Annotated in this window: 21 protein-coding genes; 11 read left to right on the top strand and 10 right to left on the bottom strand. The window is 64.6% G+C overall.

Annotated elements, in window-relative coordinates; translation table 11 throughout:
- The first annotated feature begins 152 nt into the window (after positions 1-152).
- On the top strand, positions 153-536 hold the full coding sequence (locus KQI11_RS11580) for a hypothetical protein (protein ID WP_185916068.1): 384 nt from the start codon (positions 153-155) through the stop codon (positions 534-536).
- A 534-nt stretch (positions 537-1,070) separates the two neighbouring features.
- Here the strand turns inward: KQI11_RS11580 and KQI11_RS11575 are convergent.
- From KQI11_RS11575 to KQI11_RS11540, 8 genes are all read right to left on the bottom strand, one after another.
- Entirely contained in the window at positions 1,071-2,237 is a 1,167-nt protein-coding gene (locus tag KQI11_RS11575; RefSeq protein WP_216402231.1) for a M20 metallopeptidase family protein, read from the bottom strand.
- 1,425 nt (positions 2,238-3,662) lie between these two features.
- Positions 3,663-4,049 (bottom strand): GNAT family N-acetyltransferase, encoded by a 387-nt coding sequence (locus tag KQI11_RS11570; RefSeq protein ID WP_216402230.1) that lies wholly within the window; start codon positions 4,047-4,049, stop codon positions 3,663-3,665.
- Between the two features lie 178 nt (positions 4,050-4,227).
- The gene (gene glmS / locus KQI11_RS11565; RefSeq protein WP_216402229.1) at positions 4,228-6,054 is read right to left on the bottom strand and encodes a glutamine--fructose-6-phosphate transaminase (isomerizing); all 1,827 of its coding nucleotides are present in this window, start codon (positions 6,052-6,054) and stop codon (positions 4,228-4,230) included.
- 484 nt (positions 6,055-6,538) lie between these two features.
- Complete coding sequence (locus KQI11_RS11560) at positions 6,539-7,078, bottom strand: hypothetical protein (protein WP_185916072.1); 540 nt, start codon at positions 7,076-7,078, stop codon at positions 6,539-6,541.
- Positions 7,079-7,118: 40 nt separating this feature from the next.
- Positions 7,119-7,766 carry a DnaJ domain-containing protein gene (locus tag KQI11_RS11555; protein WP_216402228.1) on the bottom strand — a complete coding sequence of 216 codons (648 nt, stop codon included), beginning with the start codon at positions 7,764-7,766 and terminating at the stop codon, positions 7,119-7,121.
- Positions 7,767-8,639, bottom strand: coding sequence for a DUF5685 family protein (locus KQI11_RS11550; RefSeq protein WP_216402227.1), 873 nt, complete (start codon positions 8,637-8,639; stop codon positions 7,767-7,769).
- 221 nt (positions 8,640-8,860) lie between these two features.
- Positions 8,861-9,337, bottom strand: coding sequence for an 8-oxo-dGTP diphosphatase (locus KQI11_RS11545; protein ID WP_216402226.1), 477 nt, complete (start codon positions 9,335-9,337; stop codon positions 8,861-8,863).
- 106 nt (positions 9,338-9,443) lie between these two features.
- The gene (locus KQI11_RS11540) at positions 9,444-10,271 is read right to left on the bottom strand and encodes a polysaccharide deacetylase family protein (RefSeq protein ID WP_216402225.1); all 828 of its coding nucleotides are present in this window, start codon (positions 10,269-10,271) and stop codon (positions 9,444-9,446) included.
- Between the two features lie 273 nt (positions 10,272-10,544).
- Here KQI11_RS11540 and KQI11_RS11535 point away from each other — a divergent pair, with 273 nt between their 5' ends.
- The 5 genes from KQI11_RS11535 to KQI11_RS11515 all read left to right on the top strand — a co-directional run bounded on the left by KQI11_RS11535 (position 10,545) and on the right by KQI11_RS11515 (position 14,519).
- Positions 10,545-11,489, top strand: coding sequence for a nucleoside hydrolase (locus KQI11_RS11535; protein WP_353653977.1), 945 nt, complete (start codon positions 10,545-10,547; stop codon positions 11,487-11,489).
- A gap of 38 nt (positions 11,490-11,527) precedes the next feature.
- Positions 11,528-12,439: a nucleoside hydrolase gene (locus tag KQI11_RS11530; protein ID WP_353653980.1), complete on the top strand. Its 912-nt coding sequence runs from the start codon at positions 11,528-11,530 to the stop codon at positions 12,437-12,439.
- Positions 12,440-12,496: 57 nt separating this feature from the next.
- Positions 12,497-13,432 carry a nucleoside hydrolase gene (locus KQI11_RS11525; protein ID WP_216402223.1) on the top strand — a complete coding sequence of 312 codons (936 nt, stop codon included), beginning with the start codon at positions 12,497-12,499 and terminating at the stop codon, positions 13,430-13,432.
- Positions 13,433-13,590: 158 nt separating this feature from the next.
- Entirely contained in the window at positions 13,591-14,040 is a 450-nt protein-coding gene (locus KQI11_RS11520; RefSeq protein ID WP_256136660.1) for a MarR family transcriptional regulator, read from the top strand.
- The gene (locus KQI11_RS11515; protein ID WP_216402221.1) at positions 14,037-14,519 is read left to right on the top strand and encodes a flavodoxin domain-containing protein; all 483 of its coding nucleotides are present in this window, start codon (positions 14,037-14,039) and stop codon (positions 14,517-14,519) included. The genes KQI11_RS11520 and KQI11_RS11515 overlap by 4 nt, the downstream gene beginning before the upstream one ends.
- A 283-nt stretch (positions 14,520-14,802) precedes the next feature.
- Here KQI11_RS11515 and KQI11_RS11510 read toward each other — a convergent pair whose 3' ends face one another.
- The gene (locus tag KQI11_RS11510) at positions 14,803-15,537 is read right to left on the bottom strand and encodes a metallophosphoesterase family protein (protein WP_216402220.1); all 735 of its coding nucleotides are present in this window, start codon (positions 15,535-15,537) and stop codon (positions 14,803-14,805) included.
- 59 nt (positions 15,538-15,596) lie between these two features.
- Positions 15,597-16,778 carry an enoyl-ACP reductase FabV gene (gene fabV, locus KQI11_RS11505; protein WP_216402219.1) on the bottom strand — a complete coding sequence of 394 codons (1,182 nt, stop codon included), beginning with the start codon at positions 16,776-16,778 and terminating at the stop codon, positions 15,597-15,599.
- A gap of 269 nt (positions 16,779-17,047) precedes the next feature.
- Here fabV and KQI11_RS11500 point away from each other — a divergent pair, with 269 nt between their 5' ends.
- The 5 genes from KQI11_RS11500 to KQI11_RS11480 form a co-directional block, all read left to right on the top strand.
- The gene (locus KQI11_RS11500; RefSeq protein ID WP_185916082.1) at positions 17,048-17,614 is read left to right on the top strand and encodes a manganese efflux pump MntP; all 567 of its coding nucleotides are present in this window, start codon (positions 17,048-17,050) and stop codon (positions 17,612-17,614) included.
- 40 nt (positions 17,615-17,654) lie between these two features.
- Complete coding sequence (locus tag KQI11_RS11495) at positions 17,655-18,356, top strand: AzlC family ABC transporter permease (RefSeq protein WP_185916083.1); 702 nt, start codon at positions 17,655-17,657, stop codon at positions 18,354-18,356.
- Positions 18,353-18,679 carry a branched-chain amino acid transporter permease gene (locus KQI11_RS11490; RefSeq protein WP_216402218.1) on the top strand — a complete coding sequence of 109 codons (327 nt, stop codon included), beginning with the start codon at positions 18,353-18,355 and terminating at the stop codon, positions 18,677-18,679. The genes KQI11_RS11495 and KQI11_RS11490 overlap by 4 nt, the downstream gene beginning before the upstream one ends.
- Before the next feature lie 12 nt (positions 18,680-18,691).
- Positions 18,692-19,819 (top strand): exonuclease SbcCD subunit D, encoded by a 1,128-nt coding sequence (locus KQI11_RS13550; RefSeq protein ID WP_216402217.1) that lies wholly within the window; start codon positions 18,692-18,694, stop codon positions 19,817-19,819.
- 4 nt (positions 19,820-19,823) lie between these two features.
- The coding region (locus KQI11_RS11480) for an AAA family ATPase (protein WP_216402216.1) at positions 19,824-21,283 on the top strand (1,460 nt) is incomplete at its 3' end.

The following is a 21,283-nucleotide window of genomic DNA, read 5'->3' as shown; positions in this document are numbered from 1 at the left end:
TGGACACAGGGGGACAAGCGCCTGTTAACCGCTTTTTTGAGGGCCAACACCTTGCAAAAAACTGCCTATTTGCATATCTTTGAAATGGTGATAGAATAGGGGTAGACATTTTACCCAAATAGGACAGATAAAGAAATAGGAGGTAGAAACAGATGAGCACAGCAAAATTGGAGAAACAGAAGGCGAAACTGGTGGAGTTGGGCGCCATGGAACCGGAGGATACCCTGGTTGATTTCCTGCAGGCCAGTTATGTGGAGCGCCTGGTCGGGAAGATGGGCAGATGGAAACAGGGCTGGGCCTATTTTACAGAGGAGCGGCTGATCGTCACAACGGGGCTGCTGGAGGAAAACCTCATCATCCCCTATAAGACCATCCGCGAGCTGGGAAAGTGCTCCCAGAGCCTGATGCCCATTGGCATTGCCATCACCCATGAGGACGCGAAAACAGGGGAGACAGTGACCGACAAAGTCTCGATGATGAAGCGGGACCGGTGGATGAAATTCATGGCGGACAAGGCCGGTATCCTTCTCTCCTGACAGAGTTCGAGAGCTATTTTCCAGCGCGGCTGTCGGCTTTGACTGCATTTCCCCGGGAGGAGGGGTCAAAGCACCTGGTGGAGTTGCCAGCGCTGATGGGCTGGGCTTTTTCGCTCCCCTTTCCAGCACGAAGGGCACGAAACCTCTCTTTCGTGCAGCCTCTGCAGCCCGGTATGTGTCCTTGGCTCGCTGGCGGAGAGGAGAGGCGTTCTGCCCTCTCTCTGACAAAACAAATGGGAAAACAGGCGATATACCCACTCTTGAAGGCGGGCATATCGCCTGTTTTCCCATCTGTGCGCGGTCAGGTGCGGGGGATGATCTGTCGGGGAGGGGTAATGGCTTTGCGCTGGGAGCGGCTGTCAACTATCCTGCCAGCTGTTTGGAGAAATGCCGCCTTGTCGGCCCTGAGGGCCTGCACATCTTGGCGTAAAAGGACCGCGCCAAGAGAATTGGAGGGGACGGCGATGCGGATAGAAAAGAGGGCGCTGCACAAAAATCTGTGCAGCGCCCTCTTGGCATGCGGGGGAAAGGCGCCTACTCGCCCAGGAAGGAGGCGGCGTAGCGGACAAAGAACTCGGTTCCCAGGGGAAGGGCGCTCTCGTCCACATCAAAGGTGGGGTTGTGGTGGTTGCCGGAGGTGCCGGGACGGGTGGAGTGGCAGCCCAGGTTGGCGTAGAAGCCGGGGAAGGCGGCCAGAAATTCGGCGAAGTTGTCGGAGGCGGCGGAGGGGTCTCTGCCGTCGACCAGTTCCAGCCCCATTTCCTGGGCAATCTGGCGGCCGGCCTCGGTGGCGGCGGGATCGTTGATGAGGGGGAACTTGGCGGCGACCGCGCTGGTTACCTCGACGGTGCAGCCGTGGGAGGCGCAGACCCCTTCACAGGTCTGGCGGATCTTTTCCAGCACCCTCTGCCCGTCGCCGTACTTGTAGTAGCGGATGGTGCCCTCGATGTGGCCGGTCTCGGGGATGATGTTGAAGCGGTCCCCTGATTTGATGGCACAGGGGCTGACCACGCAGGTGTCAAACATGCTGTGGTGGTTGACGGGGATGGTGATGAGCCGCTGGTAGCAGTCCACCGTGGCCTTGATGGGGTCGACGGTCAGGTCGGGCCGGGAGCCGTGGCCCCCCACCCCCTTGACATCGATGTAGAAAATCTCCGCACCGGAGAGGCGGGCGCCGGGCACCAGTTCAAGGGTACCGGGGTTCAGGTCGCCCAGCACGTGGATGCCGATGGCCTGATCGACCCCGCCCTTGCCCTGCAGGTACTCCACGATCTCGTCGGCGCCCTGGCCGGCCTCCTCGGCGATTTGGAAGCAGAGATAGACCTTCCCCGCCAGCTGGTCTTTGATTTCCAGCAGGGCCTTGCCGGTGCCCAGCAGCATGGCGGCGTGGGCGTCGTGGCCGCAGGCGTGCATGCAGCCGGGAATTTGGGATTTGTAGGGGACGTCGGTCTCCTCTTCTATGGGGAGGGCGTCGAAGTCGGCGCGAATGGCCAGGGATTTGCCCGGCTTTCCCCCCTCGATGACGCCCACCACATTGCGGCGGCCCACGATCTCGTAGGGGATGCCCATGGCGCCCAGCTCCTCGGCAATGCGGCCGGAGGTCCACTCCTCCTGCAAGCTCAGCTCGGGGTGCATGTGAAATTCCCGTCTGCGCTCCACCACGTACGACTCATGCGATTTGACAAGTTGATGCAGATCCATCTGTTTTTCCTCCCGATAGCAGCTGCCCCGCGGTCGCGGATAAGGGGGCAGTGCAATTATTTTACTGCTTTACAGCACTTCCTCACTTATTATACGGCCGGACAAAAAGCCTGTCAATCGCGGGCGAAAGGCGGCACAAGTCCGCGACTTTCTGTGCATTTCTCAAAAGGCCGGAGCAATCGAGTCGCCAGGCCAGCCGGGTGGCCTGCGCTGGTGCAACTGGTCAAAAGAAGGGCTGGCCTCTTCTAATAAAGGCGTTTTTTTCTGCAGCAGGTTGCTCCTTGAAGGGAAGAACGCCCCTATGTGGCGAGGAGAAATGGCCGATCGGCCGAAAAAACGGCGATGCCTATCGCCGCTTTTTGACGTCCTCCAGAGATAAAAGAAAATTTGCTGACAGATGTGGGAGAGGGCCCGGTGCAGTTGTGGTTGGGGGTGGAAAAGGGGAGGGAGAAGAGGCTTGCCCTTTTTTACAAAGGAGACCTCTCCCTGAATAGGTCGCTCTCTGGGGGAGAAAAGTGCACTGCAATAGGCCCTCTATATGGTGAGGGGGACAGTTTGGCCGGCTGTGGGGAGAAGCGATACTGTTCATTGCCGCTTTTTGACATCCTCCAGAGATAAAAGAAAATTTGCTGATAGATATGGGAGAGGGCCCGGTGCAGCTGCGGTTGGGTGCGGAAAAGGGAAGGAGAGGCTTGCCCTTTTTTACAAAGGAGACCTCTCCCTGAATAGGTCGCTCTCTGGGGGAGAAAAGTGCACTGCAATAGGCCTTCTATATGGTGAGGGGGGCCAGTTGGGGCGGCTGTGGGGAGCAGCGATACTGTCCATTGCCGCTTTTCGACGTCTTCCAGAGATGAACGAAGTTTCACTGCCAGGTGTCTAGGATATCCGGCGTGAATGCGGTCAAGTGCGGGAAGAGGGAGAAGGAAACTCGCCCTCTCTGATATGGGAACCCCTTTCCTGCAGTGGGGGAGAGGGGGGATGCAGTGCGTTTCCGGCTGTCGGATTAAACAGCACTGCCCACAGAGATTTTGCATAGTTCTTCTCTCGGTTGAAAGAAGTTTTACTGTTAGAGGGGTGAAAGGCCCCTGCCCCAGCACGGTCGGGTGCAGGGGCGGGGGGAAAATGGCTTGCATCTCTCTGCCAAGGGAGAGATGTCTCTGCATCAGGCCGCTTTTTAAGGGAGAAAGGCAGGCTGCAGTGTTCGCCTATGCGGGGAAGGGCGGGTTTCCCGATATCAAAAAAGAGGATTGTGCGCGACCGCGATTTTTTACTCCCCTTCAAACAAAAGAAACTTCATTGCCGAGGCGGCAAGAGGCGCAGCGCCAGCGCGATCGGCCGCCGGTGTGGAGGAGGGGGGGAGCCCGTCTTCACTCCAAAAGGAGAAGAGCCGTTCACGGCAAGTTGCTCGCTAGAGAAGGAACGGGTCTACTGCGCCCCCTCTTTTTGAATGGCGTAGGAGGGCAGACTTGGCCGACACCCGTTCTTTTCATAGAACCTCTCTGCTCCTGGCTGCGCGCCAAAATACAGCATGGTGGGGGTGTGCTCCCGGGCCAGCTGGAGAAGGCGGCTGCCGACGCCCTGCCGCTGGTACTGCGGGAGGACCAACAGCTCTGTGATGGTGCCGAAATAGTAGCCGTCGGTGAGGATGCGCAGGCACCCCACCAGCAGTTGGCCGTCGTAGGCCGCAATGTTGATGGTCTTGGCCAGCGCGCACTCGGTCTTTTGCAGGTCGTAGTCGCCCGGCCATATTTGGTTGACAAAGGAGAGAAACGCCGCCGCGTCAAGTTCCCGGTCGTCCACCCGGTACTCCATTTTTCCTACACCTCCACAAGTGTTTTTTTCTGGGGCGTCCGCCTTGCGGTGGGCGCTCTGCTTTTTACCCACCATAACACAACCGCCTCTCTATTTCCACAGGGACTGGGGCTGGGGTGCAAAAGAGGGAGCCCGCATCAAAGCGGGCTCCCTCTTAAAGACTTTTCCGTTTGGAAATTTACTCCACAGTGACGCTCTTGGCCAGGTTGCGGGGTTTATCCACATCGCAGCCCTTGAGGAGGGCCACATAGTAGGCAAACAGCTGCATGGGGATGATGGAGAGCAGGGGGGCGAAGAGGTCGTTTGACTGGGGCAGGGCGATGACGCTGTCGGCAAACTCCGAGCAGTCGCCGTATCCCTCGTAGCAGATGAAGAGGACGTCGGCCCCGCGGGCCTTCACCTCTTTGATGTTGCTGACCATCTTCTCGCACAGCCGCTGCTGGGTCGCCAAAGCGATGACCGGCACCCCGTCGGTGATGAGGGAGATGGTGCCGTGCTTCAGCTCGCCGGCGGCGTAAGCCTCGCTGTGGATGTAGGAGATCTCTTTGAGTTTGAGAGACCCCTCCTGGGAGAGGGCGTAGTCCAGCCCCCGGCCGATGAAGAACATGTCTTCGGCGCGGCAGTACTTCTCGGCAATGGCCTTGTACTCTTCGGCGTGGCCGAGGATCGACTGCAGCTGCGCCGGGATGCCGGCCAGCTCGTCGATAAGGGCGTCGGCGTCGGCCTGGGAGAGGGTGCCCTTGCAAAGCCCCAACTTGAAGGCCAGCAGGTACATCACCGACAGCTGCACGGTGTAGGCCTTGGTGCTGGCCACGGCGATTTCGGGGCCGGCCCAGGTGTAGAGGACGCTGTCGGCCTCGCGGGCGATGGAGGAGCCCACCACGTTGACCACCGCCAGGGTGTGGGCGCCGTGTTTCTTGGCCAACCGCATGGCGGCCAGGGTGTCGGCGGTCTCGCCCGACTGGGAGATGATGATGACCAGGTCCTCTTTGTTGAGGATGGGGTCGCGGTAGCGGAATTCGGAGGCCACGTCCACATTGACCGGGATGCGGGCCAGCTTTTCGATGAGGTAGCGCCCGACGATGCCGGCGTGCATGGCGGTGCCGCAGGCGACGATGTGGATCTGCTTAAAGTTTTTCAGCTGCTCGTCGGTCAGCTCGATGCCCAGGTCGATCTTCCCGTCGCGCAGGCGGGGGGAGACGGTGTTGGAGAAGGCCGAGGGCTGCTCAAAAATCTCCTTGAGCATGAAGTGAGGGTAGCCTCCCTTTTCGGCCGCCTCGATGTCCCAGGTGGCGGTGAGCACCTCTTTCTCGATGGGGTTTCTGTCCAGGTCGGTGATGGTGACCCCCTCTGCGGTGAGGGTGGCCACCTCGTTTTCCTCCAGCAGGTAGTAGTTGCGGGTGTGCTTGAGGATGGCCGGCACGTCGGAGGCGATGAAGTTTTCCCCCTCGCCCAGCCCGACGATGAGGGGGCTCTCCTTGCGCACGCCGAAGAGTTTGTCGGGGCAGCTGTCAAAGAGGATGCCCAGGGCGTAGGAGCCCCGCACCTGCCGCAGGGTGCGGCTGATGGCGTCAAACTCGTCTTTGGCACCGTTTTCCAGGTGGTAGTCAAGCAGCTTGGCGACGGTCTCGGTGTCGGTCTGGGACTGGAAGGTGTAGCCCTTGCCCAGCAAAAATTCCTTGATTTCGATGTAGTTTTCGATGATGCCGTTGTGCACCACGGCGGTGTGCTTGCCGCAGTGGGGGTGGGAGTTCACGTCGGAGGGCACCCCGTGGGTGGCCCAGCGGGTGTGACCGATGCCGCAGTGGCCGGTGGGCCAGCCCTGGGACTTGAGCTTCTCTTCCAGGCAGGCCAGGCGGCCCTGGGCCTTGACGACCCGGATGGCCCCCTCGTCAAAGATGGCCACCCCGGCCGAGTCGTACCCCCGGTACTCCAGTTTGCTCAGACCGTCGATCAACAGGTCGGCGCAGTTTTCACGGCCGACATACCCTACGATTCCACACATACTATGTATCCCTCAAATCATTTCAAAATTGTTCCCCGAACGCCCTTTGTCCCCGCCGTTGCCAGCGGGTTTTGTGGCGCCGGTCACGACCGGGCAGAATCTCTTCTGCCAAAGCCGGGAGGGCATCCGCCGAATCTTCGATCACCCTCCGCCTCGTCGGCCCCGTGGGCCCTGGCGCTTTCTCTTCCCCTGCCCTCCTCTCTCTTCACAAGTGAAAGATATTATACCCCATGTTATGCAAAAAGTCAAAATTCGTGCTGCTTTTTGAGCGATTTCTCCCCGAAAAGGGAAATGCGGGATCGGGGGGAACGCTCTCCCTGGCCGCCTGTAGGAAACGGGCTGAACGGAAATTATTGGAGAGAAAACAGAGGCGCGTCCACCGAGGTCCCCCTTTTGAGTTGCAGGAAGGGCGGGCGCTCCCTGCAAAAGTGGACGCAAAAAAGCCCCCGCAGCAGGGCGAGGGGCGGAGGGCGTTGAAACGGGGTCAGAAGCGGCGCAGAAATTTGGGGCGAAACCAGTGGATGTACATCGAGACCACCCGGGTGAGGGCGATGTCGTAGACCACGTTGGTGACGTTGGCCACTGCCAGCAGCACCGCGAGGAAGCCGGTGGTGTAGGTGGAGAACTCGTCGGCCACCGCCGCCAGCCCAAAGACGTGGAGCATCAGGTAGTAGGCGAGGAGGATCGCCCCGTTGAAGAGGAGGAGCTTGCAGCCCCACTGGAGCCAGCGGTGAGAGAGCTCCTCTATTTTGGATTTGAGGATGGGGTAGTAGCCCAGGTAGAAGACAAAGAGACAGACCACCTCTTTGTCGGGCACCAGCAGCGCCGCCAGCACCGCCACCCCCAGGTAGCAGAAAAAGGCCCACCGGCGGCCCGACTCGACCACGATGGGCATAAACAGCACCCCCGCCACGGCGGGCAGGGCGATGGAGGCAAAGGGAAAGAGGCCGGAGAAGAAGAGCATGACCACGCTCAACGCGCCCAGGACCCCGCCCAGGGCCACCCGAAAACTTCTGGATTTCACAACGGTCCCCCGCAATCTTGAAAGGCGTTTATAGAGCTTGTCAGCAGCAGCGGATCAGGTCGCCGCCCATGCACTCGCAGCAGCAGTCGGCGCAGATGAGGCCGTTGCAGACGTCGCAGGCCGAACAGCCGCCCACATTGGGGTTGGTGTTGTACCCGCCCCCGTAGGGGTTGCCGTACATGGCGCCGCCCCGCTGGCTCTGGATCTGGCGGATGGCGGCGGCGTACTCGGGGTTCCCGGGGTCCATGCTCTGGGCCTGCTGAAAGTACTTGAGGGCGTCTTCCAGCCAGGCGCGGTTGTAGAAGATGGAGCCCTTGAGGAAATACCACTCGGCGCTGCGGGAGCCGCCGGGCACCCCGTCGAGGATCTCCTCGGCCTCGACGATCCGCCCCTGCTCGATGAGCTTGCGCACGTCGCCGAACTGGGTGGTGGCGCCGTAGCGGCGCTGGGAGCCGGCCGACCCCGCGCTGGAGCCGGCCGTGCTGCCGGTGTGCTTGGCGGAGCGCCGGGCGGTGATGATCTCGTCGTAGGCGGCGTTGATCTCCTTCATCTTCTCGGCGGCCAGGTCCTCCAGCGGGTTGTTGACATAGTTGTCCGGGTGGTATTTGGTGGCCAGTTTTTTGTAGGCGGATTTGATCTCCTCGTCGCTGGCGTCGCGGGATACCCCCAGTACTCGATATGCGTCCATTTATGCGTCCCCTTTGTATTTGGTAAAAACGTTGGCTTGGGTATTTTTAAACCCCAAAAAGACGATGTTGTCTAAAATGGGCTTGTAGTGATACAGGTCCAGCAGCTGGTAGCCGGCGGAAAATTCACTGATGGTGAAGTTGAGCATCTCCACAATATCTTGGCCGATGGCCGCCCGATTATAATCAGTTCCCCTGTGCAGGCTGTACCGGCCGATGAGGGGGTTGTAGTTTCCCCGCTTGAGGTCGCTCTCCAGGTCGTCAAAAGCGTCCATCATGTAGATCCAGCGGCCCAGGAGGTAGCCCATGCGCGAGAGGATGCGCCGCTGCCCGTCGGTGCGGGCCACCTGCTCAAACACCCGGCGCAAAAAGGTGCCGGACGGGTCGGCCGCCCGATCGACGCTGTCGCAGCCCTCCTCCTCGATCCGGCGCTGGGTGGCCATGGCCTCGGCCATGATGGCGTCGATCTCCCCGTACTGGCGGGCCGCCTTCTTTCGCGCCCGGGCCAAAAAGGGGTAGGAGAGGGCGGAGAGCAGCCGGTCCTTGAAGCCGTGGTCGTGCAGGTTGTCCTTGGCCTTGTAGTAAGCCATGATCATGGCGCACCCGGCGGAGAAGCGCAGCCCCTCGTTTTCGAGGCAGCAGGCCTTTTTTTTGAGGGGGTTGGCCATACAGCGGCAGCGGCCGTACTGGGGTCCCTCCTCCGAAAGGCCGGTGAAGAGGAGGGCGAGAAAGACGAAGTCGTAGCTGAGGGTCAGCCGTGAAAAGGGGCCAAAACTGGCCCCCAGCTGGCGGCAGAGCCCGCAGTAGAGGGACTTGTAGGTGTCCAACTCGCAGACGCGGAGATGGGGCTGAAAGGGCTTGACATAGCCAAACAAGGAAACACCACCCGATGGACAGAGCAGCCGGTTCGGCTGCTCTGGAATAGTATCAGTTTACAACGGCCCACCGCCTTTGACAATGGACAATTTGTAAATACTGGCTTTGTGTAGACAATTTTAGCCGTTTTTTTCGCCCGAGTGGAGCGCGCGGCCCAAAATGGGGTGAGAAAAACGGTTTTTTTTGCTTTTTGCCCTCCAGGGGGCCCTGTTTTGACGCCCTATTTGTAGGCGATGCGGCGGCTGCCGTCGGCCTCGATCCCGGTGCTGTAGACCTCGCAGTGCCCGCCCTCCAAAAAGAGGGGGAGATAGTGCTCAAAATTCTTGCAGAGGTCGAGCTGGGGCAGGGTGTTCAGGTCCTGCCACCAGACCGCCCCCTCGTCGGTGGCGGCGAGCAGCTGCCCCCGGTAGTGGCAGGTCTTGTAGAGAAAGACCAGGTAGCGGGGCCGGCCGTGCCCGGTGCTCCAGTGGATGACGCCGCAGGGCTCCAGCTGCGAGATTTCAAGGCCGGTCTCCTCTCTCACCTCCCGCACGGCGGAGTCCACCAAGCTCTCCTCCGGCTCCACATGGCCGCCGGGGAAGGTGACCCCCTTCCAGCTCTTGACCCGGCGCTGGACCACCGCCCGGTTGCTCTGGGGGTCGTAGACCATCACCATGTTGGTCAGTTCCACCGGCTCCGTCTTCTCTCTCTGTGCCACGGTTCGCCCTCCTCTGTTTTTGGTCTACCGTACAAAATACCACGAAAACAGGCGGGCCGCAAGGCCCGCCTGTCGGGTTGCACAGGGGGGAGGAGGCCGCAGGGGATCACTTGCTGCGGCTGTGGTGGCAGGTGACGGAGTCGGAGAGGGTGGCGAAGGAGTACCCCTCCTTTTGCAGCTCGTCGACGATGCGGGGGATCGCCTCGGCAGTGGCCTTGTGGCCGGGGCCATCGTGCATCAAAATCACCGGGCAGTCCTGCTTGAGGGCCTCCTTGACCACCTTGTTCACAATGTAGTCGGCACTCTTCTTGCTCCCCACCGCGTCCTCGGCGGAGACGGTCCAGTCGTAGTAGGAGAGCCCCTTTTCCGACAGCTGGGGGATGATGGTGTCCATCAGGCCGCTGACCTTGCTGTAGCGCCGGTAGACCGTGTTGGAGCTGCCGCCGGGAAAGCGGTAGGCGGTGCTGGGTTGGCCGGTGAGGGTGGTCACCGCCTCCTGCAGCTTGTTGAGGTCGTTCCAGAAGGACTCGGGGGAGGCGTAGATCTCCTTGTACTCGTGGGAGAAGGAGTGGAGCCCCAGCACGTGCCCCTCGCTCACGATCCGCTTGTAGGTGTCGGGCCGCTTTTCAAGCTCTGTGCCCAGCACGAAAAAGGTGGCCTTGACGTCTTTTTCCTGGAGGGCGTTGAGGATTTTCTCGGTCTCCTCCGAGGGGCCGTCGTCAAAGGTCAGGTAGGCCACCTTCTGCCCATTTTCCGACTGGGGGGCGGCGTTTGCCAGGGTCTCGGCATCCAGCCCGTACTCGCTGGGGAAGAGGTCGGACTCGCTCTTCCCACCCCGCCCGGCAAAGGCGGCGACGCAGATGCCGATGGCCGCCAGCACCGCCAGGGGGATCACGAGCATCCGCTTTTTCAGGCGAAACACATAACACTTCATATCATCCACTCCATCGCTGCCAAAGTTTTGCACTGCTTTATCTATACGGCCGGGGCGGGGGGGATATGCGCGCCGGGGCGGGGAAGCGCTCCCTTTTGGCGGGAACGCCCCCCTTTTTGCGCGCGGCAAAGGCGGGGTGGCGGCCGGGCGAAAAGGCGAAAAAAGAGGGGGCTCTCCCCGGCGGGACAGCGTTGCGCCAGGGGGATTTTTCCTGTATACTAGGGGGGACGAGCGACGCCCTTTTTGCGCCGCACAGGGGAGGAGTTTGAAGCGGTGGAAACGACAAAAAAGATACCTGTTTTGCTGGACGGGGACCCGGGGCACGACGACGCCATGGCCATGGTGCTGGCCCTGGCCAGCGACCTGGTGGAGGTGCGGGGGATGACGGTGGTGGCCGGCAACAGCACCCTGCAAAACACCTCGCGAAACGCCATCCGGGTGTTGGAGTGGGTCGGCCGGGCCGACGTGCCGGTCTGCCAGGGGGCGGCCCAGCCCCTGATGCGGGGGTTGGAGATCGCCGACAGCGTGCACGGCGAGAGCGGGTTGGACGGCCCGGTCTTCCCGCCCATCACCCACGCGCCGGTGGAGCAAAACGCCTGGGACTTCATGGCCGAAAAGGTGCGCGGCAGCGAGGAGAAGACGGTGCTGGTGGGGATGGGTCCCCTGACCAACATCGCCATCTTCCTGCTGGCAAACCCCGAGCTGCACCAGAAGATCGCCCGCATCTGCCTGATGGGGGGCGCCGCGGTGGGGGGCAACTGGACCCCCACCGCCGAGTTCAACATCTGGGAGGACGCCGAGGCCGCCCGCATCGTCTTTGACGCGGGCATCCCCATCACCATGTGCGGGCTGGACGCCACCAACAAGGCCCGCCCCACCCTGGGCGACCTGGCCCGCTTTCACGCCATCGACACCCGGGGCGGGCGGCTGGTGGCCGGGCTGATGGACTTTTTTAAAGACCAGACCCTGCCGGGCACCGACTGGCTGGAGGTGCCGATGCACGACGCGGTGGCGGTGGCGGCGGTGGTGGCCCCCCAGGTGCTCACCCTGCGCGACTGCTACGTGACGGTGGACATCGAGGGGGAGTACACCCAGGGCTGCACCGTCTGCGACCTGCGAGGGGTCACCGGCAAGGCCCCCAACGCCCAGGTGGCGATGGATCTGGACCGCGAGGCCTTTATCGACCTGCTGGCCGCCGCCTGTGAGAGGCTGAAGTGAGAGGCAAAGAGGGGCGTCCAGTCCCGATTTTGCTGGATGTGGACACCGGAATCGACGACGCGCTGGCCCTGCTCTACCTGCTGGGGGAGCCGCGGGCCAAGCTGCTGGGGATCACCGCCATGGAGGGGAGCGTCCCCCTGGCGCAGGTGGCCCGCAACACCCTGGCGATTTTGCGGCTTTGTGGGCGGGAGGACATCCCGGTGGCGCTGGGGGCCCAAAAGCCGCTGCTGGGGCGGTTCTCCCCCTCCGGCAAGGTCTCCATCCACGGGGAAAACGGGTTGGGGAATGTCTCCATCCCCGACCCGGTGCGGCGGCCCGAACCCTGCCGGGCGGTGGAGTTGATGGCCCGGCTGATCGAGGAGAGCCCGGAAAGGGTCACTGTGGTGGCGGTGGCCGCCATGACCAACCTGGCGACCTTCCTGCTGTGCTACCCCCACCTGAAAGAGAAGATTGACCAGCTGGTGCTGATGGGGGGCGCGGCCTGGTGCCGAGGGAACTTTTCCCCGGTGGCCGAGGCCAACATCGGCCGCGACCCGGAGGCGGCACAGGTCGTCTTTTCCGCCGGCATCCCCGTCAAGCTGGCGGGGCTGGACGTCACCTACAAGGCCTACGCCACCGCGGCGGAGCGGGAGGCCTGGCGGGACTGCGGCACCCGGGCGGGCCGGTTTGCCTGGGAGATGTTTGTCCACTACGCCGCCTTTTACGAGGGCGCGCCCGGCTGTGCCCTCCACGACCCCCTGGCGGCCGCCTGGGCGCTGGACGAGGCGCTGGTGAAAGCCCTGCCCGCCCATCTGGAGGCGGACCTCTGCGGCCGCACCACCCGCGGCGCCACAGTGGTGGATGTGGGCGGCGCCAAGACCGGCCGCCCCTGCAACGCCCTGGTGGGGGTGGAGGTGGACCGCGAGGCCTTTGCCCGCCGCCTGTTGGCAGCGCTGCGGCGGCTGCCCTAGAGCGAGGAAACACGCGCGGCCCCGGCCGCCCGAACAGATCAAAAGGGAGAGATTGCTGTGAAGAAGATCCCCGTCATCATCGACTGCGACCCCGGCACCGACGACGCCTTTGCCATTGCCCTGGCAAAGGCCAGTGGCCGGCTGGACATCCGCGCCCTGACCCCGGTCTCCGGCAACGTGGGGCTGGAGCACACCGCCCCCAACGCCCTGGCCCTGAACGACTATCTGGGCCTGGGGGCGCCGGTGGGCAAGGGGGCCGCCCGCCCCATGATCAAGGAGCGGGTGATCAACCCCGCCACCCACGGCGAAAACGGGCTGGGCGAGGTGGAGCTGCCCGCCCCCCGCTGCACCTTTGAAGAGGACCCCGCCTGGGACGTGATCTACCGGGAGGCGGTGGCCCAGAAGGGCGAGTTGGAGATCGCCGCCATCGGCCCCCTGACCAACATCGCCATCACATTGCTGAAATACCCCGACATCAAGCCCCTGATTAAGCGCATCACCATGATGGGCGGGGCCTGGGGGGTGGGCAACTCCACCCCCTACGCGGAGTTCAACATCTGGATCGACCCCCACGCCTGCGACGTGGTCTTTAAGAGCGGCATCCCCATCACCATGGTGGGGCTGGACGCCACCCGCCAGACCTTCTTCACCGCGGAGGAGATGGACCGGCTGCTGGCCCCCGACTGCGCGATCTCGCCGCTGCTGCGGGGCATTTGGGAGTACACCCGGGCCCAGAAGGCCAGAGAGGGGCGGGAGAGCGGCATCATCCTCCACGACGCGCTGGCCATTGCCGCCCTCTACTGCCCGGAGGTCATCCGCACCGAGCCCTATTTTGCCACCTGTGAGGTGCGGGGCAGCCTCACCGAGGGACAGACGGTGGTGGACCTGCCGAACCGCTGGAAGAAAGAGCCCAATGTGGACGTGGCCATGTCCGCCGACAAGGAAAAACTCTACGCCCTGCTGCAGGAGATGGTGGCCTTCTACCAAAACTGACCGGGGCCGCAGCTCATAAGAGTGACAGCCGCTCTCCCCCGTTTGCGGGGAGGGCGGCTGTTTTGCGCCATCGGGCGGTTGACAGGGAAGAAAAGTGAGAGTATACTCAAACAAGTAATATATTACCTATTTGCGAGGGGGAACGCGCTGTGCAGGGGATGGAGAAGTTGGAGGGGATGGACGGGCGCTATCTGGCCTTTGGCCTGCTCTTTGCGGCCAGCAACCGGCTGGAGACGGTGGGGGACCGCTATCTGGAGGAGCTGACAGCCAAGCAGTGGTATCTGCTGCTCTGCCTCACCACCTTTTTTGAGCGGCCCCCGACCCTGAGCCAGTTGGCGGGGCAGATGGGCAGCTCCCGCCAAAATGTCAAGCAGCTGGCCCTGAAGTTGGAAAAGAAGGGGTTTGTCGCCCTGGTGCGGGACGAGAGTGACCGCCGCGCCCTGCGGGTGGCGCCCACCGAACGGCTGGAGGAGTACCGGGCCCAGCGGCAGGAACAGGACGGGACCTTTGTCGAGGAGCTCTTTGCCGGTGTCGCCCCGGCAGACCTGGCGGCGGCAAACCGGCTGCTGCTGGCCCTCTGCAACCGACTGGAGGAGATGGAGAGATGACGAAGACGATTCTGGTGGCCCATCGCTCCCACTACGGCAGTTCCCGCCGGTACGCCGAATGGCTGGCCGAGCATCTACACTGCCCCGCCGTGGAGTGGGATCGGGTGCGCCCGGAGGCGCTGGCCGGGGTGCAGACCCTGGTGCTGGTGGGCGGGGTCTATGCCGGCTGTTGGAGCTGTGCCTCCGGGGTAAAAAAGCGGGCGGCCCAACTGGCCGGCAAAGAGGTGGTCGCCTGTTTTTGCGGGCTCACCCCCCGGGAAGAGGTGGACCTGGCCGCTCTCAAGGGACAAAACCTCCCCTCTGGAGCCGCCGCCTTCTGGCTGCCGGGGGACTTTGACTTTGACGCGCTGGGGCTGGTGCACAAGGGGCTCATCCGCCTGGCGAGGCGGGACCTGCTGGGCGTCGCGGTGCGCCGGGCGGACGAGGGGGAGTTGGCCCCTGTTTTGGCTCACCTGCAAGGGGAGGGGGCCGAGCGGTAAAAAGGGCAAAAAAGCGCCCGCGGGAGATCCCCGCGGGCATTTTTTTGTCGCTTTGGCCCCGGAGCCCTCGCTTCTGCCGGGGAAAGTAAATTGCTTTGGCGTCATAGGCTTTCGGAACGAAAGGGTGCCGAAGGTGCAAAAGAGAAGCGATCTTTGGGGGTAGGTGAACAGTTGTCCTAGGTTGCCGGTTTGCCAGTGGCAGGGGGGAGTGTGATGCGAAGTTTCACTGTCCCTTGCGCGGTGAAGCCTGCATGGCGCCCTTCTATTTACCGGTGGTTTTGATTCAAGAGGAGGGGTGGGGCAGCCCGTAGAAGTCCCGCAACAGGGCGGGCCCCTCCGGCACCCGGCGGCGGGCAAAGGCGGCCCGCACCTCCCCCAGGTCGTAGGCGGGGGCGGCGGCCTGCCACTGCCAGCGGCCCCGGTCCAGGGTGAGCACCCCGCAGCGGGCGATCCCGCCCCGCCCGTGGGGGCAGCCCAGAGAGCCGAGATCGAGGTAGAGGCGCTCCCCGTCCGCCACTGCAAAGCCGGCGTGGTCGTGCCCGCAGAGGACCACCTGCCCGGGCAGATGGCCAAAGAGGGCGCGGCAGTCCCTGGCAGTGGGGGCCGGGTGGGGGGCGGCAAACTCGCCCGCCGCGTCCAGCGGGTAGTGGAGGGCGCTGATACAGACCCCTTCCCGCTGCAGGGTCAGGGAGAGGGGGAGGTCCCGCAGCCACCCCCGACAGGCGGGGGTGAGGGCGCTGTGCACCCAGCGGTGGTGGGCGGCCTCCCCCTCCTCCATCCGGGGCGGATAGGGCGGGGTGAGGCAGCGGTCGAAATAGCGGTCGTGGTTGCCCGCCAGACAGCGGATGTCCCCCCGGCTTTGCAGCAGGGCGGCCACCTCCCGGGGCCAGGGGCCGACCCCCACCAGGTCGCCGCAGCAGAGAAACTCGCGGCACCCCGCCCCCTCCAAGTAGGCCAGGGCGGCCTTCAGGGCGGGCAGGTTGCCGTGTGGGTCGGAAAACACCCCGATGCGCAGCATCTGCTCCCCCTCCTCTCTTTAACACAAAAGGAGCGGGCAGTATCCCACCCGCTCCGGCACTATTCGGCGATGCTGGGGATCTTCACGGCGGGGTCGACGTCCGCCTGGTAGTCGACGCCGGGCAGGTCAAAGCCAAACATCTGGTAGAAGTCCTGCCAGTAGCCGTCGATGTCGGCGTACTGCTCCAGATTTTCGTCGTTCAGCCCCTCCCAGATGCGGGCGACCTCGGCCTGGACCTCATCCCTCATCTCCCAGTCGTCCAGGCGGATGCGGCCCTCCCCGTCCACCGGGGTGGGCTCGGCGTAGAGCCGGTCGTGCACCAGCCGGTACATCTGCTCGATGCAGCCCTCGTGCAGACCCTTCTCCTTCATCACCCTGTAGAGCAGGGAGATGTAGAGGGGGACGATGGGGATGGCGGCGCTGGACTGGGTCACCAGGGCCTTGTTGACCGACAGGTAGCTGCGCAGGCCGGGGATCTCTTGGGCCAGCTTGGCGGCGGTGGCAAAGAGGTGGTCCTTGGCCCGGCCGATGGAGCCGTCTTTGTACATGGGGTGGGTCAGCTCCGGCCCGATGTAGGAGTAGGCGGCGGTCACCGCCCCCTCGGCCAGGACCCCCGCGCCCTGCAGGGCGAGCATCCAGTCCTCCCAGTCCTCGCCGCCCATGACGGCCACGGTGTGGGCGATCTCCTCCTCGCTGGCCTGGGGGATGGTGATTTCAGAGAGGGTGCGCTCCTTCAAGTCGATGGTCTTGTTGGTGTAGTCGCTGCCGGTGGTCTTGAGCACCGAGGAGACGGTGGTCCCGTCTTTGAGGGTGCGCCGGGGGGCGGCCAGGCTGTAGATCACCACGTCCACCTGGCCCAGATCGGCCTTGATTTTAGCGATGACCTCGTCCTTGCACTGCTGGGAGTAGGCGTCGCCGTTGACGGTTTTGGCGTAGAGGCCGTCGGCGGCGGCGAACTCCTCAAAGGCGGCGGTGTTGTACCACCCGGCGGAGGCGGTGCGCTTGCCCGCGGCGGGCTTTTCAAACTGCACCCCCAGGGTGGCGGCCCCACAGGAATAGGCCAGGGCAATGCGGGTAGCCAGGCCGTACCCGGTGGAACTGCCGATGACGAGGGCCTTTTTGCCCCCCTCGGTCTTGGGCTGCGAGCGGACGTATGCGATTTGTTCCCGCACATTTTCGCGGCACCCGGCGGGGTGGGCGGTGGTGCAGATAAACCCGCGGATCTTCGGTTCAATGATCATGGCAAAAAACTCCTTTAGCGGCGAATGGGCAGGGGGCGCCGGCGGGCCGTGCGGCCCGCCCGAGCGCCTGCGCCGCATCTATTATAGAGGATTTGGCGGGGAAAATCCACCCCCCGGCGGGCGGGGGGAGAGGTAAAGCGGTTGCCGAGTGCATACAAATAGCGGTATAATGGCCAGGCAGATGCACAGACCCGCTTGCCCCCTGCCCAATGGCCGACGACCACTGCGGTATCACACGGGCACACTGCCCGGCGGGAGGGGAGAAGAGCGTGGATCTTGCCACCATGGTTTTGCTGGGGTTGGGGATGGCCATGGACGCCTTTGCCGTCTCGGTCTCCAACGGGTTGGCGCACAGGGGGCGGCCGCTCCCCTGCGCCCTGGCCTGCGGCACGGCCTTTGGCCTGGCCCAGGCGGCGATGCCGCTGCTGGGCTTTTTTGCCGGGTACACCTTCAGCGGGTACATCCATCGGTTCGACCACTGGGTGGCCCTGGCGCTGCTGGCGCTGTTGGGGGGGCGGATGGTCTGGGAGGCCCGGGGGGAGGAGATCGAACCCCTCTCCCGCCCCCGCCGGCTCACCGGGCGGCTGCTTTTGGGCCAGGCCGTGGCCACCAGCATCGACGCCCTGGCCCTGGGGGTCAGCCTCTCCTGCATCGGGGCGAATATCTGGCAGGCGGCGGCCATCATCGGCGGCTGCACCTTTTTGTGCTGCTTTGTCGGGGTCTACCTGGGCCACCGCTTCGGCTGTCTGCTGGGGCGCTGGGCCCAGGTGGTGGGGGGCTGGCTGCTGGTGGGCATCGGCGTCAAGATTTTTTTGGAACACACCCTGGGGCGCTGACGCCCCGGGTCTGGGATGTTGAAAAGGGGAGAGGAGACAGTTGAAAAAAGCCTTTCGCGCGGCCTTTCCGGTCACGGTGCCGGTGCTGCTGGGATACCTGTTTGTGGGGCTTGCCTTTGGGGTGCTGCTGCGCCAGGGCGGGTACGGCCCCCTCTGGGCGGCGGGGATGAGCGCGGCGGTCTACGCCGGCTCGATGCAGTTTGTGATGCTCAACTTTCTGGGGGGCGGCTTTTCCCTGGTGCAGGTGGCGCTGATGACCCTGGCGGTGAACTTCCGCCACCTCTTTTACGGCCTCTCCTTCACCGAGCGCTTCCGCCAGATGGGGAAAAAGCGCTGGTACATGATCTACTCCCTCACTGACGAGACCTATTCCCTCCTCTGCTCCCAGCGGGCGCCGGAAGGGGTGGAGCAGGGGCAGTTTTTCTTTGCCATCGCCCTGTTGGACGAGCTCTACTGGATCGCCGGGGCGGTGCTGGGCACGGTGGTGGGAGGGCTGCTCCCCTTTGACACCACCGGCATCGACTTTGCCATGACCGCCCTCTTCATCGTCATCGCCGTCGAGCAGTGGCAGGCCTACAAGAGCCGCTTCCCCGCCCTCTGGGGGGCCGGGTGCGCCCTGGCCTGCCTGCTTTTGCTGGGGCCGGACAAGTTCCTGATCCCCGCCCTGCTGCTGGCGGTGCTGGGGCTGTTGGCCTTTTCGCGGCCGATCGTGAAAAAGCTGGGAGAGGAGGGGGAGCAGTGAGCGCTTGGCATGTGGTGGCGGTGATCGCCGTCGTGGGGGCGGTGACCTTTTTGACCCGGGCGGCCCCCTTCTGGTTTTTCAAGCGGGGGACCCCCCGCTGGGTCAACTACCTGGGCCGGGTGCTGCCCCCGGCCATCATGGCCATTTTGGTGGTCTACTGCCTGCGGGGGGTCAGCCTGCTGACCTACCCCTACGGCCTGCCGGAACTGCTGGCGGGGGCCGCGGTGGTGGGGCTGCACCTGTGGAAGAAAAACAACCTCATCAGCATCCTGGGGGGCACCGCCCTCTACATGGTGCTGGTGCAGCTGGTCTTTGCCGGATAGGGGGGCGCGCGCGTGAAGTTTATCCACACTGCCGACTGGCACCTGGGAAAGGTGCTGGGGGAATTCTCCCTGCTGGAAGACCAGATTTTTGCCATGAACGGCCTGCTGGAGCTGTTGCGGCGGGAGGGGGCGGACGCCCTGGTCATCGCCGGGGACGTGTACGACCGCTCGGTGCCCCCGGCGGCGGCCGTCACCGCCTTTGACGACTTTGTCAGCGCCGCGGTGGGGATGGGGGTGAAGGTGCTGGCCATCGCCGGCAACCACGACAGCCCCCAGCGCCTCTCCTTTGCCAACCGCCTGGTGCGCAGTGAGGGCTATTTTGTGGAGGGGAGCTGCACCCTCCCCCTGGCGCAGGTGCCGGTCACCGGCCGCGACGGGGTCGCCGTCACCTTCACCCTGGCCCCCTTTACCGACCGCTACCAACTGCGGCGGCTGCTGCCGGAGGGGGAGTACCCCACCTACACCGACGCCTACCGGGCGCTGCTGGAGGGGACGCCCCTTCCCGCCGGGCCCAACGTGCTGGTGGCCCACGGCTTTTTTGCCGGGGGGGAGGAGCTGGTGCGCAGCGACTCCGAGCTCTCGGTGGGGACCGGCGACCTGGTGGCCGCTTCCGCCCTGCGGGGGTTCGACTACGCCTGTCTGGGGCACCTGCACGCCCCCCAGACCTGCGGGCGGGAGACGGCCCGGTACAGCGGGTCGCTGCTCAAGTACTCCCTCTCGGAACAGGGGCAGAAAAAGGCGGTGGCGGTGGTGGAGATCGACGCCGCCGGCGCCGTTTCGGTGCGCCAGGAGCGGCTGCCCGTCCGCCGGGACCTGGCGGTGGTGCGGGGCAGCTTTGAAGAGCTGGCGTCCGGCGCCCTCCACCCCCCGGGGGAGGACTACCTCTACGCCGTCATCGCCGACAACGAGTTGGTCTACGGGGCGGTGAGCCGGCTGCGGGCGCTCTACCCCAACTTGCTGGGGGTCAAATTGGTGGCGCGGGTACAGGGGGAGGACCTGCCCGACCTCACGCCCCAGGACGACCGGCCCACCGACGAGCGGTTTGCGGCCTTTTACAGGGACGTGAAGGGGATGGAGCCCACCCCCGGCCAGATGGAGACCATCCGCGCCCTGCTGGAAAAATTGGAAGGGGAGGTGTAGCGCCGTGCGCCTTGTCAAACTGGAACTGCGCGCCTTCGGCCCCTTTGGGGGCTGCCAGGAAATCGACTTTGAGGCCCTGGGGGAAGAGGGCATCTTTCTCATCACCGGCCCCACCGGCGCGGGGAAGACCACCCTCTTCGACGGGGTGATGTTCGCCCTCTACGGCCGGGCCAGCGGCGACCGCCGCCAGCCCGAACAGTTTCGCAGCGACTTTGCGGAGGAGACGGCCGTCTGCTCGGCGGCGCTGGAATTTGCCATCCGCGGCGAGCGCTACCGCATCGAGCGCCAGCCCCAGCAGGTGCGCCAGAACGCCAAGGGCCGGTATGTCACGGTGAAGGCGGGGGCGGTGCTCACCGGCCCCAAGGGGGAGGTGCTCTCCAAAATCCGGGAGGTGGACGCCCGGGTGGTGGAGCTGGTGGGGCTGACGGCCGAGCAGTTTCGGCAGATCGTGCTGCTGCCCCAGGGGGAGTTTCGCAAGCTGCTGGACTCCTCCAGCGCCGAGAAACAGGAGATTTTTCGACGCATCTTCGGCACCCAGAAGTTCAGCCGCTTGGAGGACCTGCTGCGGGAGCAGGCGGGGGAGGCCCAGGCCAAGATGGAGGAGTTGACCGTCCGCCTTCAGGTGGAGCGGGAGAAGATCGCCTGCGTGCCGGGCAGCTTGTTAGAGGGGCTCTGCGGGGCGGAGTACCCCGACTACGACGCCATCCTGCAGCAGTTGGAGGAGAGCTTGCAGGCCGCCCAGGGGGAACTGGAGCGCGCCGCCGCCCGCCGGCAGGAGGTGGCTGCCCGCCGCCGCGCCCTGGACCCCGACGCCCTGGCCCGGCAAAACCAGGGCATTGCCGCCCTGGCGATTGCCAAGGCCGAATGGGCCGCCTGGCAGGCGGAGGGCCCCCTGCAATCCCAGCGGGAGGAGGCCCTGGACCTGGCCCGCCGGGCCGAACTCTGCCGCCAGGCCATGCGCCGGGCCAAGGAGGCGGCCGAGCGGGCCGAGAGCGCCCGCCGGCAGGCGGAGGAAGCCGCCCGCGCCCTGGCGGAGAACCGCCCCCGCTGGGAGGACGCCCAGGCCGGGGCCGAGGCCCTTTTGAGGCAGGAGACCGCCCGCACCGCAGCCCTGCGCCGGGCGGAAGCCCTGCGGGGACAGCAGGAACAGGCCCGCCGCCGAGAGCGGGTGGAGGGGGAGCTGGCCCGCTGCGAGCGCACCCTGCAGCGGCTGGGGCAGTTGCAGGCGTACCTGCAGCTGCGGGACAGGCGCCAAGAGGGGGAGGAGCAGCGGCGCGCCCTCACCGCCCTGCGGGAGGCCGCCCTTGCCCGGGGGGAGGCGGAAACGGCCCTGGCAGAGGCCCAGCGCCGGGCCCAGGAGGAGAGCCGGCGCCACCTGCAGGGACAGGCCGCCCTGCTGGCCGAGGGGCTGACGCCGGGCGCGCCCTGCCCGGTCTGCGGCGCCACCCACCTCCCGGCCCCGGC

The organism is Acetanaerobacterium sp. MSJ-12 (genome assembly GCF_018917875.1).
Lineage (GTDB): Bacteria > Bacillota > Clostridia > Oscillospirales > Ruminococcaceae > Bittarella > Bittarella massiliensis.
This window is presented reverse-complemented; position numbering and strand designations above follow the sequence as displayed.